Source organism: Arthrobacter sp. MPF02 (genome assembly GCF_046605375.1).
Taxonomy (GTDB): Bacteria; Actinomycetota; Actinomycetes; order Actinomycetales; family Micrococcaceae; genus Arthrobacter.
Map to the genome: position 1 here is coordinate 1,419,298 of NZ_CP176772.1, position 13,611 is coordinate 1,432,908.

The 13,611-nt window shown below is 67.3% G+C and carries 14 protein-coding genes; 10 read left to right on the top strand and 4 right to left on the bottom strand.

Going from position 1 to position 13,611, the window contains the following annotated elements; all coding sequences use genetic code 11:
• Window position 1: 1 nt before the first annotated feature.
• Window positions 2-1,033, bottom strand: a complete 1,032-nt coding sequence (locus tag ACLH0K_RS06685; protein ID WP_411376023.1) for an aminoglycoside phosphotransferase family protein — start codon at window positions 1,031-1,033, stop codon at window positions 2-4.
• A 68-nt stretch (window positions 1,034-1,101) separates the two neighbouring features.
• Window positions 1,102-2,202 (bottom strand): DUF4439 domain-containing protein, encoded by a 1,101-nt coding sequence (locus ACLH0K_RS06690; protein WP_411376024.1) that lies wholly within the window; start codon window positions 2,200-2,202, stop codon window positions 1,102-1,104.
• 106 nt (window positions 2,203-2,308) lie between these two features.
• Between ACLH0K_RS06690 and rimP the strand changes: the two genes are divergently transcribed.
• The 5 genes from rimP to rbfA all read left to right on the top strand — a co-directional run bounded on the left by rimP (window position 2,309) and on the right by rbfA (window position 8,196).
• Window positions 2,309-2,923, top strand: a complete 615-nt coding sequence (rimP, locus tag ACLH0K_RS06695; RefSeq protein WP_411376025.1) for a ribosome maturation factor RimP — start codon at window positions 2,309-2,311, stop codon at window positions 2,921-2,923.
• A complete protein-coding gene (nusA, locus tag ACLH0K_RS06700) occupies window positions 2,923-3,903 on the top strand; it encodes a transcription termination factor NusA (protein ID WP_411376026.1) in 981 nt (326 codons plus the stop codon). Before rimP ends, nusA begins: the two co-directional genes overlap by 1 nt.
• Window positions 3,904-4,074: 171 nt before the next feature.
• Window positions 4,075-4,422, top strand: coding sequence for a YlxR family protein (locus tag ACLH0K_RS06705; protein WP_411376027.1), 348 nt, complete (start codon window positions 4,075-4,077; stop codon window positions 4,420-4,422).
• A 152-nt stretch (window positions 4,423-4,574) separates the two neighbouring features.
• Window positions 4,575-7,442 (top strand): translation initiation factor IF-2, encoded by a 2,868-nt coding sequence (gene infB, locus ACLH0K_RS06710; protein WP_411376028.1) that lies wholly within the window; start codon window positions 4,575-4,577, stop codon window positions 7,440-7,442.
• Between the two features lie 244 nt (window positions 7,443-7,686).
• Entirely contained in the window at window positions 7,687-8,196 is a 510-nt protein-coding gene (gene rbfA, locus ACLH0K_RS06715; protein ID WP_411376029.1) for a 30S ribosome-binding factor RbfA, read from the top strand.
• Window positions 8,197-8,276: 80 nt separating this feature from the next.
• Here rbfA and ACLH0K_RS06720 read toward each other — a convergent pair whose 3' ends face one another.
• Complete coding sequence (locus ACLH0K_RS06720; protein WP_411376030.1) at window positions 8,277-9,407, bottom strand: ScyD/ScyE family protein; 1,131 nt, start codon at window positions 9,405-9,407, stop codon at window positions 8,277-8,279.
• 177 nt (window positions 9,408-9,584) lie between these two features.
• Here ACLH0K_RS06720 and ACLH0K_RS06725 point away from each other — a divergent pair, with 177 nt between their 5' ends.
• Together ACLH0K_RS06725 and trxA are read left to right on the top strand one after the other, a co-directional pair.
• Window positions 9,585-10,073: a nucleoside deaminase gene (locus tag ACLH0K_RS06725; protein WP_411376031.1), complete on the top strand. Its 489-nt coding sequence runs from the start codon at window positions 9,585-9,587 to the stop codon at window positions 10,071-10,073.
• Window positions 10,074-10,075: 2 nt separating this feature from the next.
• On the top strand, window positions 10,076-10,513 hold the full coding sequence (trxA, locus tag ACLH0K_RS06730; RefSeq protein ID WP_411376032.1) for a thioredoxin: 438 nt from the start codon (window positions 10,076-10,078) through the stop codon (window positions 10,511-10,513).
• 37 nt (window positions 10,514-10,550) lie between these two features.
• Here trxA and ACLH0K_RS06735 read toward each other — a convergent pair whose 3' ends face one another.
• Window positions 10,551-11,702 (bottom strand): pyridoxal phosphate-dependent aminotransferase, encoded by a 1,152-nt coding sequence (locus tag ACLH0K_RS06735; RefSeq protein ID WP_411376033.1) that lies wholly within the window; start codon window positions 11,700-11,702, stop codon window positions 10,551-10,553.
• A 116-nt stretch (window positions 11,703-11,818) separates the two neighbouring features.
• Here ACLH0K_RS06735 and truB point away from each other — a divergent pair, with 116 nt between their 5' ends.
• From truB to ACLH0K_RS06750, 3 genes are read left to right on the top strand one after another with little or no spacing between them, the layout of a single operon-like run.
• Complete coding sequence (gene truB / locus ACLH0K_RS06740; protein ID WP_411376034.1) at window positions 11,819-12,757, top strand: tRNA pseudouridine(55) synthase TruB; 939 nt, start codon at window positions 11,819-11,821, stop codon at window positions 12,755-12,757.
• A gap of 2 nt (window positions 12,758-12,759) precedes the next feature.
• The gene (locus tag ACLH0K_RS06745; protein WP_411376035.1) at window positions 12,760-13,113 is read left to right on the top strand and encodes a hypothetical protein; all 354 of its coding nucleotides are present in this window, start codon (window positions 12,760-12,762) and stop codon (window positions 13,111-13,113) included.
• Window positions 13,114-13,132: 19 nt separating this feature from the next.
• The gene (locus ACLH0K_RS06750) at window positions 13,133-13,603 is read left to right on the top strand and encodes a hypothetical protein (protein WP_411376036.1); all 471 of its coding nucleotides are present in this window, start codon (window positions 13,133-13,135) and stop codon (window positions 13,601-13,603) included.
• Window positions 13,604-13,611 lie beyond the last annotated feature (8 nt).

Here is a 13,611-nt window from a genome sequence, read left to right on the forward strand (position 1 = left end):
GCTAGTCGAGGCTGATGCCCGGTTCGGGAAGGGCACTGGGTGCCGGGAGCCCCTCCAGCGTCCGGCCTGCCAGCGTGCTGGCAACCCATAGCGATCGCGCCAGGTCACCCCGGTGGCCGGGCTTGCCTGCATACCACAGCGCGTTGGCAACCTCGCGGGCGATGGTCCACTGCCGGGCAACATCGCCGTCAAGGCCGGCGGCCGTGCTGAAATCGGCGCACCGCTGCCGCAGCCCCATCCCCGGAGCACCTGCCGGAAGGTCGCCGATCCTGTTCCACAACAGTGGCGCCACCCCGAATTCCGCTTCCCCGACCATCGGCTGCGGGTCGATCGCCGCATACCCGGCCGCGGCCGCCCTGGCTCCCGTGCGGACAGGCCGGGCCAGCACATTCAGGAAATGCAGGTCGGTGTGGACCAGGACGTCACGGGAAGACCGGCGTCCTACTGCGCCGCGCGTCTGGCAGACCTCCAGGGCCGCTTCCAGCAGCCAGCGGGGGAACGGGCGGCCCAGCTGTTCCCAGTCGGCGGGAAGGTCATCGCTCCACTGCTCCGCCCGGGCCGCGATGTGGTCGAACTCCTGCCACTGCGGCCGCCCGTCCGGCACCAGGCCCAGCTGCCGGACGAGGGCGCCCCATACTTCCACCGTGTCATCCACAGGCAGGCCGGCCAGCGAACGCCCGGCGTCCAGCCGTTCGAGGAGCATCGCGCAGCTGCCCGCGTCATGCTCCAGCAGTGCTGCCGCGCCCTGACCCTGCCACAGCGCCAGGGCATGCCGCTCCAGCTTTGCCTCATCGTGGGGAAACGCGATTTTCAGTGCGGCAGGACTTCCGCCTGCACACAGGACGGGAATGACCATCCCGCCGTGGCCGTTCCAAGGCAGGCCGCCCGGAGGAAGATCAGGCTCCAGGTTCCACTGCCCGAGCCGCCCGGCCACCAGGTCCGGCAGCGCGGCAAGCCACGCCCGCCCCTCGACGCTGCGCCGGTAACGGGCAGTGAGGCCGGGCGGAATGGGAACCTCTGCTGGTGCTTTCATCAGCTCAACCCTATGCTCCCGTCCGCGCCGGCTTCCGGTCGCGGACTTCCCGTGGAGATTCTGCGGGTTCAGGCTGGAAGCGGCGGCAGTTGCTGCTCGTCCAGGGGCAGTCCGGGGACGGGACCGGGGTCACCGCCCCAGTGGACAGTCCGCAGCACTGCCGACCGCAGGGCTGCGATGGCCCAGCGGCGGGTTGAGCCGTCGGTAACTGCCACGACGTCGCCATAGGCAGGAAGGGTTCCGGCTTCCAGCCGCGCCAGTCCGGCCGAAGGAGATGCAAGGAACTGCGGCTCCAGGACATACCCGGGCTGCTGCGGCAGCGGTGTCCCGCACCAGAAGAGGCTCCGCTTTTCAGCTTCCCTGGCGAGGCCGTGGTGCTGTCCAAGGAATTCCGACGCCGGTCCGGCAGCTTCCGGAGGCAGCCGCGTCAGGGCTGCCTGGTAGCCGTAGACCGCCTCCAGTTCCGCAGCAACTGCGGCCGCCAAGGCATCGCCCGGACCTGTCCCGGCTGCGGAGGGCTGCTGCCCGGGGGACACGGGCGGACGGGAGGGCGAGGGGCACCCAGTTTCGGCGGCGTCAGTAGCCGCTTCGGCTGCTGTGGGGCCCGCGGCCGGGCCGAGGCCGGAGACCGCGTCCGGCTCACCGGCAGCGGCAGCAAGCTGCTGCGCAGCCAGCATCTGTGCGGTGCCTGCTCCTGCCAGGAGGCGGGCCATCCCGCCGTCGACCGTTTCCGCATCCTTGAGCCGCTGCCCGCCGCTGGTTGCCAGGGCAGCGGCGAGCCCGGACGTGGTCAGGGCGGGTGCGGCGGATGAGGCAGGGGCCGCTGCTTCGGCCGAAGCAGAAGGAACGCCCGTCCCCGCAGCGGCAGCCTCCGGCAGGAGGAGCGTCCTGGCCTGGATGGTCAGCAAGGTCACAATCCTGTCCAAGGCGGCGGCAGCACCGGCGTCGGCTGTTCCACCGGCAAGCCGGAGCCCCGCCATTCGGAGCTGCAGGGCGTCCGCAAGGGCCGCGGCGCGCGCGCGTTCCGAGAAGGGGGGCGGCGGCGGGGGAGGCGGTTCCGCGCGGATAAAGGCGAATCCCAAGCTCACAACAAGCAGCGCCGCGAGTGCCAGGACAACGTAGCGGAAGTACCGGATCCGCGTGCGGTTCACCTGGCTGTCGTCATTCACAACAGACCATCGTGCCACGCCTGAGGGGGATCTCCGTGCACCACTCAGCCGGTAAAATAGCTACGCTAGTACACACCACATCATCTATAGGGAGGCGGCCGGCATCGTGAGCAATGCAGAAGCCACGGCTTCACCAGACCCCACCGGAACCGGCAGGACTGGGTCCGCAACGCACAATCCGGAAGCTGCCCGGCTTCGGGCCCTCCTTGAACCCTCGGTCCTGGCCAACCGGCTGTACCTCGAGGATGTGGAAATCAACGTCGCAGGTTCGCACCGGGTGGTCCACGTTGTGGTGGACCTGCCGCAGGAGGAAACCGGCGGAGTCAGCCTGGATGTCATCGCGGACATCTCCAAGGTCCTCTCCGATGTCCTGGACAGCGACCCCTCGATGGACAGCCGCCCGTACGACCTCGAGGTGTCGTCGCCTGGTGTGGGCCGTCCGCTCACAGAGCCGCGGCACTGGCACCGGGCGAAGGGCCGGATGGTCAAGGTCAACGTCATCCAGGGCGAGAGCGTCACGGGCCGCATCCAGTCCGTGGATGGCGGCGGCGTGACCATCGTTCCGGAAATCGCCGTCAAGAAGGGCATGAAGCCCCGCCAGGGCGACCCCGTCAAACTTCCTTTCGACAGGATCCGCAGCGGAAAAGTCGAGATCGAATTCAGCCACCTCAATGAGGACGGTCTGGAAACTGGACACAATGGACCTTCCGAGGAGGCCTGATGGATATTGACATGAGCGCACTGAGACTTCTGGAGCGTGAGCGTGAAATCCCGCTGGACCTCCTGATCCCCACCATCGAGCAGGCGCTTTTGGTGGCCTACCACAAGTCTCCCGGCGCCTTCGAAAAGGCCCGGGCAGAACTGGACCGCAAGAGCGGGCACGTCACCATCTGGGCAGTTGAGATGGACGACGACGGCGCCCCCATTGGTGAGTTCGAGCACACCCCGGAAGGCTTCGGCCGTATCGCCGCCAGCACGGCCCGGCAGATCATCCTGCAGCGCCTCCGGGACGTCGAGGACGACAACGTGCTCGGCGAGTTCAAGGGCCGCGAGGGCGAACTGGTGGCCGGCACCATCCAGCAGGGCAACAACCCGCACATGATCCAGGTCAACCTCGGTTCCGTGGAAGCCTTGCTTCCGCCGCCCGAGCAGGTGCCGGGGGAGAAGTACATCCACGGCAACCGCCTCCGTGCCCTGGTCATCGATGTCCACCGCGGCTCGAAGGGTCCGTCTGTCACGCTGTCCCGGTCCCACCCGGGGCTGGTGCGCAAGCTCTTTGAACTCGAGGTGCCGGAAATTGCCGACCGTTCGGTGGAGATCGTCGCCCTCGCGCGGGAAGCGGGCCACCGGACCAAGATCGCCGTCAAGGCCAACGCCCCGGGAATCAATGCCAAGGGTGCCTGCATCGGCGAAATGGGTTCCCGGGTCCGCGCCGTCATGAACGAACTGAACGACGAAAAAATCGACATCGTCGACTACAGCGAGAACCCGGCAACGTTCATCGCCAGCGCACTGTCCCCGTCACGTGTGAATTCCGTCACCATAACGGATGAAGCCACCCGGTCGGCGCGAGTTGTGGTCCCCGACTACCAGCTGTCCCTCGCCATCGGCAAGGAGGGCCAGAACGCCCGCCTCGCCGCGAAGCTGACCGGCTGGCGCATCGATATCGTCTCGGACGCCGCCACGGCCAAGGAAAGCTGAGCCTCCTTCCGGACCCTCCCTGCCACGGCGGATCCCGCCGGCAGTGCGGGCGGAACGGCCGGAAGGGGATAGAATAGACAGGACCGCGCCTCACGGCCGGCAACCGTGCGCCCTGGGTGCGCTCTCCGAACAGGGGAGGGCTCCTCGGCCGGCAGACATGAACGTAGGACGATGACCGTGGCAGAAGTACGTACCAGCGGACATCAACCCGAACGCACCTGCATCGGATGCCGGAAGAAGGGGCCAAGGTCAGAACTACTCCGGCTCGTCGCCGAAGGCAGCGGATCACCCGCCGTCCTTGTGGATGAACGACGCCGGATGGCTGGCCGGGGTGCATGGCTGCACCCCAGCGCATCGTGCCTGGCACTGGCGATCAAGCGGCGAGCGTTCGGACGCGCCCTTCGGGGAGCAACCGAAACCGCAGCCGTGGAGCGCCGGATCCTGTCCGGCCCGAACGCCGCGGGCGCCCCGGTGGCTGCGGCATCAACCGTCCAACCTGAAAGCGGGTCAGAAATCTGATGGAAACCCGATGAGTTCCCAGCGATGAGTGCGTAACGATGACAACTTTGTTGCGCTCTGCAATGGGCCCGACTGCCGCATCCGCGGCTGGGGCCCGCAGTAAGAAGTAGACGGTTCGTGCCTGGCTCGGTGCGGACCGAGACAGGAGAAATGTGGCCAAGGTCCGCGTACACGAGCTCGCGAAAGAGCTCGGTATCACTTCCAAAGATGCAGTGACAAAACTGCAGGAACTGGGCGAATTCGTTCGCTCCGCCTCATCCACCATTGAGGCCCCCGTTGTGCGCAAGCTGCGCAACGCCTTCCCCGACGCTGCCGCCAAGACCGCGGCTCCCGCAGCCGCTCCCAAGGCGTCTGCGCCGGCAGCTGCAGAAGCACGTCCCGCAGCCCCCGCACCCGGTCCGGCAGCACCCAAGGCTCCGGCCCCCAAGGCACCCGCTCCGGCCGCCCCCGCAGCACCGGCCCCGGCTGCACCGGCCGCCAGCACTCCGGCTGCACCTTCGGCGTCCACGACAGGTGCCAAGCCCGGTGCCCGTCCGGCTCCCAAGGCCGATACCCCGGCTCCCCGCCAGGGCGGCGCCACTCCGGGTTCCAACGCACCCCGTCCGGGGGGTCCCCGCCCCGGCAACAACCCGTTTGCTACCTCGCAGGGCATGCCCCGCGGCCGTGGCGGCGATGGTGACCGTGCTCCGCGTCCGGGTAACAACCCGTTTGCTACCTCCCAGGGCATGCCCCGTCCGGGTGGCGGCCGTACCGACGGCGACCGTCCCGGTGGCCCGCGTCCCGCAGCCGGCGCCGGTGGTCCCCGCCCCGGTGGTCCGCGTCCTGCCCCGGGTGCAGGCGGCCCCCGCCCCGCAGCAGGTGCCGGCGGTCCCCGTCCGGGTGCCCCGCGTCCGGGTGGTCCCCGTCCCACGCCTGGCATGATGCCGAACCGTACTGAGCGTCCCGCACCCGCAGGTGCCGGACGTCCCGGTGGCGGCCGCGGTCCGGGACGCCCGGGTGGCGCCCCCGGTACCGGAGGTCCCGGTGGCGGCGGCGGTGCTCCCGCCGGCGGTGGCTTTGGCAAGGGCGGCCGCGGCCGCGGCGGCACCCAGGGTGCCTTCGGCAAGGGCGGCGCAGGCCGTGGCAAGCAGCGCAAGTCGAAGCGTGCGAAGCGCCAGGAACTTGAGCAGATGAGCGCACCGTCGCTGGGTGGCGTGAGCGTACCCCGCGGCGACGGCAACACCGTCATCCGGCTGCGCCGTGGCTCGTCCATCACGGACTTCGCCGACAAGATCGAGGCCAACCCCGCAGCGCTGGTCACCGTGCTGTTCCACCTCGGTGAAATGGCAACTGCCACCCAGTCGCTGGACGAAGACACCTTCGCGTTGCTTGGCGAGGAACTGGGCTACAAACTCCAGGTTGTGTCCCCGGAGGACGAGGAGCGCGAGCTGCTGTCCACCTTCGACATCGACGTTGAGGCCGAGCTTGAGGCCGAAGGCGACGAGGAACTCGAACCGCGCGCTCCCGTGGTAACCGTCATGGGCCACGTCGACCACGGTAAGACCCGCCTCCTCGACGCCATCCGCAACTCGGATGTCGTCGCCGGCGAACACGGTGGCATCACGCAGCACATCGGTGCCTACCAGATCACGCACGAGCACGAAGGCAACCACCGCCAGATCACCTTCATCGACACCCCCGGCCACGAGGCGTTCACCGCCATGCGTGCCCGTGGTGCGAAGGTTACGGACATCGCCATCCTGGTGGTGGCCGCGGACGACGGTGTCATGCCGCAGACCGTTGAAGCCCTCAACCACGCCCAGGCGGCCAACGTGCCGATCGTCGTGGCCGTCAACAAGATCGACAAGGAAGGCGCCAACCCTGACAAGGTCAAGGGCCAGCTGACCGAGTACGGCCTTGTTCCGGAAGAATACGGTGGCGACACCATGTTCGTTGAGGTCTCGGCCCGCCAGAACCTCAACATCGACGAACTCATCGACGCTGTCCTGTTGACCGCCGACGCCGCGCTGGATCTCCGGGCCAACCCGGACAAGGCAGCCCGCGGTATCGCGATCGAAGCGAACCTGGATAAGGGCCGCGGTGCGGTTGCCACCGTCCTGGTGCAGTCCGGTACCCTGGCCGTCGGCGACACGATTGTTGCCGGCACGGCCCACGGCCGCGTCCGCGCCATGTTCGACGAAGACGGCGAAGCCCTCGATGTCGCACTGCCGTCCCGCCCGGTCCAGGTCCTCGGCCTGTCCAACGTGCCGCGCGCCGGTGACACCTTCCTGGTGACCGCCGACGAGCGTACCGCCCGCCAGATCGCCGAAAAGCGTGAAGCCGCTGAGCGCAACGCCCAGCTCGCCAAGCGCCGCAAGCGCATCAGCCTCGAAGACTTCGACCAGGCAGTCGCCGAAGGCAAGATCGACACCCTCAACCTCATCCTCAAGGGTGACGTGTCCGGTGCCGTGGAAGCCCTCGAAGACGCCCTGCTCAAGATCGATGTCGGCGAAGGCGTGCAGCTGCGCGTCATCCACCGCGGCGTGGGTGCCATCACGCAGAACGACGTCAACCTGGCAACGGTCGACTCCGCAGTCATCATTGGCTTCAACGTCAAGCCGGCCGAGCGTGTTGCCGAACTGGCAGACCGCGAAGGCGTGGACATGCGCTTCTACTCGGTCATCTACGCCGCGATCGATGACATCGAGATGGCGCTCAAGGGCATGCTCAAGCCGGAATACGAAGAAGTCCAGCTGGGCACCGCCGAGGTCCGCGAAGTCTTCCGCTCCTCCAAGTTCGGAAACATCGCAGGCTCGATCGTCCGCTCGGGCATCATCCGCCGCAACGCCAAGGCACGCGTCAGCCGCGACGGCAAGATCATCGGTGACAACCTCACCGTCGAGTCGCTCAAGCGCTTCAAGGACGACGCCACCGAGGTCCGTACGGACTTCGAATGTGGTATCGGTCTTGGGTCGTACAACGACATCATCGAAGGTGACATCATCGAGACCTTCGAGATGCGCGAGAAGCCGCGCGTCTAGTAGGTAGTTGCTACAAAGGTGCGGGGCTGTTGGATTTTTCCGGCGGCCCCGCCCCTTCGCTGGGCGGCACACGTCTTACGACGTCGCCCGCCCAGCTTCGGCAGGCCCGATGCCACTCCCGGGCCGCCGGAAAAATCCAACGCGGGTCCATCGTTGACTCGCCGAGAGTGCGTGGCATTCATCAACGTGGGTACTTCTGCTGCAACTTGCCGTCGTACGTCCCAGATTTTCATAGGAGTTGAACATGGCCGATCCGGCACGTGCTGCGAAGTTGGCGCAGCGGATTAAGGTTGTTGTTGCTGAGGCCCTGAGCCGGCGGGTTAAGGATCCGCGGCTTGAGGGGATTACGGTTACCGATGCCCGGGTCACCAATGACCTGCAGCATGCCACCGTCTACTACACCGTCTTTGGGGACCAGACTTTGCAGGCTGATGCGGCCAAGGGACTGGAGAAGGCCAAGGGCGTCTTGCGCCAGGAAGTGGGCAGGAACATCACTGCCCGGCTGACGCCCACGCTGGAATTCGTGGCTGACCAGATTCCCGTGAACGCCTCAAACCTGGAGGAACTGCTCCGCGAAGCCCGGAAGCGTGATGCCGAGGTGGCCGCCCTGGCCGCCAATGCCAAGCACGCCGGCGACGCCGATCCCTACAAGAGCGACGCGTCCGCCGAGACGGACCTCGACGAAGACGGCTTCGACGAAGAGGACCTCGACCTCATCGGTCCCGACGGGACGGATGAGGACGGCAACAAGTAGCACCGGCATAGCAGAAGGCCCGGACCATGCGGTCCGGGCCTTCTGCTGTCCCGAAAATCTCCGCCGACGAGCTGCTGCCTCTAGTCGAAGTCGACCTCGATGAGCTTACCCTCAGGCTTGGGCATGGGAGCGCCGGGTGCGGCCGGGTCGGGTTGCGGCGGAAGGGCGTCAATCGTGGCGAAAACGTCGCCGTCCCTGAACTCGACGTCCGCCGGCTGGTTCACCTTCAGGAAGTGCGAGCGTTCGCCATGACGAGTGAACTTCAAAATCTCGCCGCCGAACAATGACGCCACGTATACATCGCCCTTGTCTGTAACTGCCAAACCTGTGGGGCTGAGTATTGCGTTCTGCCACAGTATGGTCGCGCCGGTCCAGGGGTTGACCTTGAAGATTGCTCCACGGGCACCGAGTGACGGGTCTTCCGGGCCGCCGGGAAGGGATGTTACGTACAGCCAACCGTCGGGGCCGATTTCCACGTCAGTGGGAACCGGCTCAAAGCCGTAGGTAAAACCGGCGCAGCCTGGTAGTCCCAAGGATTGTGCGATCGTGTGAGTGAAGGTCAGCGGCCGGGGTGGCAACACCGCCACGGTCGAAATCTTGCCGGAATCCAGATCAACCTTGAGGATCGCATTCATGCCGGCATCGGCCACATAGGCCGTGTCCGCACGGACCGCCACAGAGTAGGGGTTAGAGTCCAACGTGCCCGTGTACTGAGCAGGCGGGGCATCCGGAAGGGCTGCCGCTTCGGCAAGGCACTGCTGGCCTGTGTCTGCCTCAAAGCCGTAATGCTGGCCCGCATCCGGATTGAACTTCCGTTCGTAGTCAGCGAGGTCTGCGATGGTACGGGTGTCGCCATCCGAATCGCGGGCTTTCAGGTATCCCCTCAGTGCGTCAGGCCCCTGTCCGGCTCCGAAACTTTCCAGGAAATAGGCAGTGGAGCCATGGATATCCACCCCGGCTACCGACCAGCCCTCGTTTGGGGTGGTGTAGACGTCATCCCGGTCGCCATCATCCTCGACGTGCGTGAGGATCCCGGCGAAGGCCTGGCTGACCAGGACAGACTCGTCCTTGTCCACAGCGAGCTGGAGAGGTGACAAAAGGCCAGTCGCCATCACCTCATAATCCGGCTCCTCCGTGGCGGCGATTGCCGGCGCTGCCTGGACCATTGAGGCAACAGCAACGCAGGCGATGAACGTAAGGTGTTTCTTCATTTGGCTACTCCGTTTTTCGCGCCCGTGCCGGGCCGGGTAAGAAGCCTCTTCGAGGCAAAGTAGTGCGCGGTCCCCGGCGACAGGATATGCCTGCGGTGCCGCTGTGTCGTCGGGAGTTTTCCCCCAATTGCGCCCCCTACTTCCACCCCCTAACCCTGCCTTGGTTAGGATCTGACTATGACTCAGGTGGACTCTAACCACGGCGACGCCGCCCGATATCTCAAGCAGGCCGTCGAACTGGCCACGAGGAATGTGGCGGACGGCGGCGGCCCCTTTGGCGCGGTGGTGGTCGCCCCGGACGGACGCACCTACGAGGGCGTCAACAGGGTTACCCGCGACAACGATCCCACTGCCCACGCTGAAGTAGTGGCGATCAGGACGGCTGCGGCAGCACGGGGCACCTTCAGCCTGCAGGGCTCCGTCCTGTACGCAAGCTGCGAGCCGTGCCCCCTCTGCCTGGCCTCGGCCCTGTGGGCACGCATTGACCGGGTCTACTTCGCTGCCGACCGCCATGGTGCGGCCGCTGCCGGCTTCGACGACGCGGTTTTCTACGAGTATTTCAGCGGGTCCCGCCCGGAGCTCCTGCCGGTCAGGAAAGGTGACGTCCCGGCGTCGGACGCTCCCTTCAAGGCGTGGGGATCGCATCAGCACCGGACGGAGTACTAGGAATGGAGCCCACGCTGACCGCCTGCCCTTCGTGCGGCAAGACGAACCGGATCCCGGCCCAGTCCGCCGGGCAGCCGCGCTGCGGGAACTGCAAGGCCGGGCTGCCGTGGATTGTCAGCGCCGGGGACGCGGACTTCGCCGCGGTGGCGGAGCGGTCCCCGGTGCCTGTGCTGGTGGACTTCTGGGCGGAGTGGTGCGGTCCGTGCCGCATGGTGAGCCCGGTCCTGGATCAACTCGCCCGTGAACGACCGGGCCGGATCAAGCTGGTCAAGGTGGACGTGGACTCGTCGCCCGGCCTGTCCCGCCGTTTCGACGTCCAGGCAATTCCTACCCTGATGGTGCTGGTGGACGGCAAGGTGGCGGCCCGCCAGGCGGGCGCAGCGCCCGCCGGTGCCCTGCGCGCATGGCTGGACCAGGCGCTTTCCGGAGCGGCGCGTTAGGAGGTCCCGGCGCCAGGAGTTGCGGAGGGCACGGTGCCTACCGCGCCGGCAACCGCGACAACCCCTCCAGCAGATCCTGCTTCCGGCCGCACAGCGCTATCCGCACCCAGCCCTCGCCGATGGAGCCGAAGGCGGTCCCCGGCGCCAGGGCAACCCCGGAGTCGGCAAGGAAGCGCCGCACCCAGCTGCGCACGTCACCGCCGCTGGCATGCGACACGTCCGCCCACAGGTAGAACGCCCCCTGGGCGTGAAGGTAGGGGATTCCCTTGGCATCGAGGACGGCGGAGGCAGCGTCCCGGTTCTCCCGGTAGTGCCCGTGCGCCGCGCGGACATAGTCCTGGGGGCCGGTAAGGGCGGCGAGCGCCGCATACTGCGAGGGCGCAGCCACGCAGGACACAATCGACTCCATCACGTTGTCCATCTGCTGCTTCACCCCCGGCGGGCAGACCAGCGCGCCGATCCGGAGCCCGGTGAGCCCGTACGTCTTGGACAGCGTCAGGGAGGTAAAGACGCGCGCTTCCCCCGGCGTGCCGCCGTCGAACCTCGCGGGACCCACATGCGGCACATCGTAGGTGAACGCCTCGTAGCACTCGTCCGAGATGATCCAAAGGTCATGCCGCCGTGCGAGGTCCATCAGCCCGCGCGTCAGGTCCTCAGCGAGCACGGCGCCCAGGGGGTTGGACGGCGAGTTGAGCACCAGGACCCGGGTGCGCTCCGTGATGAGGGCTTCGATGTCCGCTGTGCGTGGCTGGAAGCCGTGCTCCGGGTACAGGGGGTAGCCAACCGGGCGCGCCCCCAGGAGTCGGCCCGTCATGGCGAAGGTGGGATAGCCGGGGTTGGGAATCAGGATCTCGTCACCGGGCGCGAGCAGCAGGCTCATGGCCAGGTGCAGGCCCTGCTGCGCGCCGGCCACCACATAGATACGGTCGGCGCCAACGTCAACGCCCTGCTGCTCCCGGAACCGGGCGGCAAAGGCTTCGCGCAGCCCGGGAATTCCTGCGTTCGGGGTGTAGTTCGTTTCGTCCCGGTCCAGGCATGCGATTCCGGCGTCCAGGACGTGGCGGGGGAGCGGGAAGCCCGGCTCCCCGATGCTGAGGACCAGGGCGCCGGGGGTACGCCACGCCGCTTCCGTGATCTCGCGGATCTGGTTGACGGGCACGTCGCGGACATGGGCGGCAAGCTCAGGCATGCCTGCCATCCTAGCGGCCGCTGCTTCCGCCGCCGGCACCTGGCCTGCCGTGCACTTAGGCCCTGCCGCCCGCCGTCGGGCCTTCCGCCCAGGGCCGCGCCCATATACTGGAAGGCGTGCTTTCTGGACTGGTGATAGTGGACAAGCCGCAGGGATGGACCAGCCATGACGTGGTTGGCCGGATGCGGCGCCTGGCTGGTACCCGGAAAGTGGGGCATGCGGGGACGCTTGATCCGATGGCCACCGGCGTCCTGGTGCTCGGCGTCAACAAGGCCACCCGCCTGCTGACCTATATCGTGGGCACCTCCAAGACCTACACCGCCACCATCCGGCTGGGCCAGTCGACAGTGACTGACGACGCCGAGGGCGAGGTCACGGCGACGGCCGGCACCGCCGGCGTCAGGGACCAGGCAATTTACGACGGCGTCGCAGCACTGACGGGGGACATCCAGCAGGTGCCCAGCAGCGTCAGCGCCATCAAGGTCAACGGCGAACGCGCCTACGCGCGGGTCCGCTCGGGGGAGGACGTCAAGCTTTCCGCGCGCCCGGTCACCATCCACCGGTTCGAGGTCCATGCCATCCGGCGGAGCGTGGAAGCGGGCGTACTGGACCTGGATGTCACCGTCGAGTGCTCCTCCGGCACCTACATCCGCGCCCTCGCCCGGGACTTGGGCAACGCACTGGGGGTGGGCGGCCACCTTACCGCGCTGCGCCGGACCCACGTCGGCCCGTACTCGCTGGAGCAGGCCCGCACCCTGGAACAGCTCGCGGAGGAACTGAACATCCTGGACATGTCCCAGGCCGCGCGGGCCCTGATGCCCAACCGTGAGCTGACCGCCGAAGAAACGACCGAAATCTCCTTCGGAAGGCGCATTGCCGCCGGTGCGGCCCCCGGAAGTCCGGACGCGCCAACCGCCGAGCATCCTGCCGCCGCCTTCGCACCGGACGGCAGCCTGGTGGCGCTGCTTGCCGATTCCGGCAACTACGCCAAGCCCGTCCTGGTCTTCGAGCCCGGCAACGGGGCTTCCGCCAGCACCGCAGCCGGAAAGGCCTAAGGGTGGACGCGTACTTCTATATCATCCTGGTGGTCGGCCTGCTGTCCACGGTGACCTGCGTAGTGGCCGGCATCCTCAAGAAGGCGCCCAACGACGTCACCATCCTCTCGGTCGCGGCGGTGGAACTTGCACTGGTGGTCTACCTTGTGGGGTCGATCATCCGCGTCATCGCCGGCGAACCCATCGCCGGCGAGGCCTGGGAGTTCTGGGGCTACCTTGCCACGGCAATGCTCCTGCCCCCGGCGGCCGTCTACTGGTCCATCCTTGAACGGACCCGGTGGAGCAACTTCGTCCTGGCCGCCGTGGGCGTCACGGCCCTGGTGATGGCCGCCCGCATGAACCAGATCTGGTACTGAAGTGGAAGAGGCACGCAAAGTGAAAGACCAGCATTCATCCTCCGCCCTCGGCAGCCGCGCCGACGTCGCCGCCGGCGGAGGGCGCAACACCCGCAACACCGGCCCGGGGCGCCTGCTGATCGCCGTTTATGCGGTCTTCGCCATCTCCGCTTCGGCCCGCGCCGGCTACCAGATCCTCACCAAGTTCTCCGAGGCCCCGCTGGCCTACCTGCTGTCCGCGTTCGCGGCGCTGGTGTACGTGGTGGCCACCGTGTCCCTGGCCAAGGCCGGCAGCACCTGGTTCAAGGTATCCGTGGCCGCCGTGCTGGTGGAACTGGTGGGTGTGCTGGTGGTGGGCGCGCTGAGCGTGTTCGACCCCGTGGCGTTCCCGCATGAAACCGTCTGGTCCCTGTTTGGCCGCGGCTACGGGTTCATCCCGCTGCTGCTGCCGGTGCTCGGCCTGGTGTGGCTGTACCGGCGGCGTCCGTCCCAAGGCCAAACGGCACCGTAAAAGGGGCA

Coding starts and splice junctions, on each gene's coding strand:
- ACLH0K_RS06735 (WP_411376033.1), bottom strand. CDS start 11,702: ATGCCTGAGCTTGCCGCCCATGTCCGCGACGTGCCCGTCAACCAGATC.
- rbfA (WP_411376029.1), top strand. CDS start 7,687: ATGGCCGATCCGGCACGTGCTGCGAAGTTGGCGCAGCGGATTAAGGTT.
- ACLH0K_RS06725 (WP_411376031.1), top strand. CDS start 9,585: ATGACTCAGGTGGACTCTAACCACGGCGACGCCGCCCGATATCTCAAG.
- nusA (WP_411376026.1), top strand. CDS start 2,923: ATGGATATTGACATGAGCGCACTGAGACTTCTGGAGCGTGAGCGTGAA.
- trxA (WP_411376032.1), top strand. CDS start 10,076: ATGGAGCCCACGCTGACCGCCTGCCCTTCGTGCGGCAAGACGAACCGG.
- ACLH0K_RS06685 (WP_411376023.1), bottom strand. CDS start 1,033: ATGAAAGCACCAGCAGAGGTTCCCATTCCGCCCGGCCTCACTGCCCGT.
- ACLH0K_RS06705 (WP_411376027.1), top strand. CDS start 4,075: ATGACCGTGGCAGAAGTACGTACCAGCGGACATCAACCCGAACGCACC.
- ACLH0K_RS06720 (WP_411376030.1), bottom strand. CDS start 9,407: ATGAAGAAACACCTTACGTTCATCGCCTGCGTTGCTGTTGCCTCAATG.